At 42.4% G+C, this 2,270-nt stretch carries 2 protein-coding genes; both read left to right on the plus strand.

Going from position 1 to position 2,270, the window contains the following annotated elements; all coding sequences use genetic code 11:
• Positions 1-607: QnrD family quinolone resistance pentapeptide repeat protein (locus A9O67_RS03515; protein ID WP_068607409.1), on the plus strand; the 607-nt coding region annotated here is incomplete at its 5' end.
• A gap of 637 nt (positions 608-1,244) precedes the next feature.
• Complete coding sequence (locus A9O67_RS13390) at positions 1,245-1,685, plus strand: hypothetical protein (protein ID WP_015063446.1); 441 nt, start codon at positions 1,245-1,247, stop codon at positions 1,683-1,685.
• Positions 1,686-2,270 lie beyond the last annotated feature (585 nt).

Genomic DNA, 2,270 nt, shown 5'->3' on the forward strand with positions numbered 1-2,270 from the left:
TCAATTTACGGGGAATAGAGTTAAAAATATTGCCTTTTCAAACTGTGATTGTTCAGGGGTTGATTTAACTGATACTGAATTTGTTGATTGTAGTTTTTACGACAGGAATAGCTTGGAAGGGTGTGATTTTAATAGAGCCAAACTAAAAAACGCTAGCTTTAAAAGCTGCGATTTATCAATGAGTAATTTTAAAAACATTAGCGCCTTAGGTCTTGAAATTAGTGAGTGTTTAGCTCAAGGAGCTGATTTTCGAGGGGCTAATTTTATGAATATGATAACTACAAGGTCATGGTTTTGTAGTGCTTATATAACCAAGACAAATCTTAGTTACGCTAATTTTTCTAGAGTCATATTAGAAAAGTGCGAACTGTGGGAAAATCGCTGGAATGGCACTGTGATAACTGGCGCCGTGTTTCGTGGCTCCGATCTTTCTTGTGGGGAGTTTTCATCGTTTGATTGGTCTTTGGCTGATTTTACTGGTTGTGATTTAACGGGTGGGGCGCTTGGCGAGCTTGATGCAAGGCGAATTAATTTAGATGGAGTGAAGTTGGATGGAGAGCAGGCGCTTCAGCTTGTTGAGAGTTTAGGTGTTATTGTTCACCGATAAAATCTAGGTAAAAAACGCCTAATGCCCCAATGTGGTACTAATCAAAACGGAGCGAAGCGACATCTTCATCTTGTCTTTGCTTTTCTCCATGATCAGTTATTGGGTCATGGTCTCTTAGCTCGTTAATCTGGCTAAGTTTGGTTAGGTTGGGCTTCTTTCGACACTTCGCAATCCAAGAAATCCCTAGTCCGTTGATTGGTGCTCTTATCAGGTACGCACTGTAATCTTTCGATACCGCAGCGTGATTCGGAGGTAGAGCCGGAATTTCGTTTTCCGGTACGTTTTACTACCACAATTTGCCTGTTTATCCTTTCGGAGACCGGGCTAAGTCCGAGTCAATCAAGTGGTGCATTTGGGTTAATGTCGTTGGCTGGTATTTAATGAGAACGTGACAAGCGCCTCTCACGTTGCTAAGATTGGATTGCGACGTCTAATCTGAGCAACGAATGCACAAGATTTAGAGTACCAGAGCCCTGTGATGCTGTCACGGGGCTTTGTTACATCTGGAGCTTGGTAAACCTCATAAATTCAATTCGCAACGCTCGCCGCAAGGCGTGAACTTGTTTCACGTCGAGGAAGCGGAATTTCTCGAAAGCCTTATACTGTCTCCGTTCACACATGATCGGAGGGTGTCTCTATGTCTCAATTATTTCGTTTGGCATCGCCAGAAGATTACGAATACATCGAAGAATTAAATTTATGGGAATTGTCATTTGATAAGCGACCGGTTCAAGGGGTTCGTTGTGAAGATCCGGTGATCGGGGCAGAAAAATATAATCAAGGGCGTGAAAAATTTAAGGCGTTAGCGTCACGGCATAAAAAACACTGGAAACCGAACGGATTGACCTTTTCGGAGTTGATCCGCTGGGCAATAGAATGCGGAACTCCAGAACAATGTCAGCTTGTTTTAGCGTTATACCATTGCACAAACGATGATGATTATCAGGCGATGGGAATTCAGTTAAGCCGAAGTATTGATAATGCAAATGTCAGTCCGATCATCTTTTTCACAGGTAAAAATCAACGGTTATTAGGTGATATTTCGATGCTAAAACAGCTCGAAGAAAAGGTGCGCTGACGTTAGGTTTACCTATTATTTTATGTATTATCCTATCTATTATTCTATCTCTTATTTTATCTATTTCGTCTGTAATAGGTAGAATAATACATAGAATAAGATACAGAATAATAGATAGACACAAGATGACGTTGTGTTATTTCTTACCCATTAATCCACCTGTTATTCTACCTATTACTTTACCCGTTATTGCACCCAATTTAGGTATAACGGGCAGAATAACGGGTGAAATAATGGGTAGAATCATAGTTTTACTAACTTGCACCCCATGATACTTTCAGTATCAATGCCACTCATTTTCTGGACGAAAATGAATGACATAAGGCTCCGCCCTCTGGCTATTTTCTTCGGCTGGACGCCTGCGAAAAAAACCATTCCCCCAAGCCCGTCAAACTCACTGCGTTCGTCTGACCACCCCCTTTTTTCGCCCCTGTATTTGGTCGCTCAAAAATGTGGTGGTCAGACGCTTCGCTTGACGGGGGGCTTTGCCCCCAAAACGAAACACGTTCACTGGGGTTCACTTGCCATCGCTGGGGCGTGTCATTTCGTTTCGGCTCCCCCTGTTTTTCCCTTTCTTCGCTGGAC

The sequence above is a fragment of the Tepidimonas fonticaldi genome, from assembly GCF_001675355.1.
Lineage (GTDB): Bacteria > Pseudomonadota > Gammaproteobacteria > Burkholderiales > Burkholderiaceae_C > Tepidimonas > Tepidimonas fonticaldi.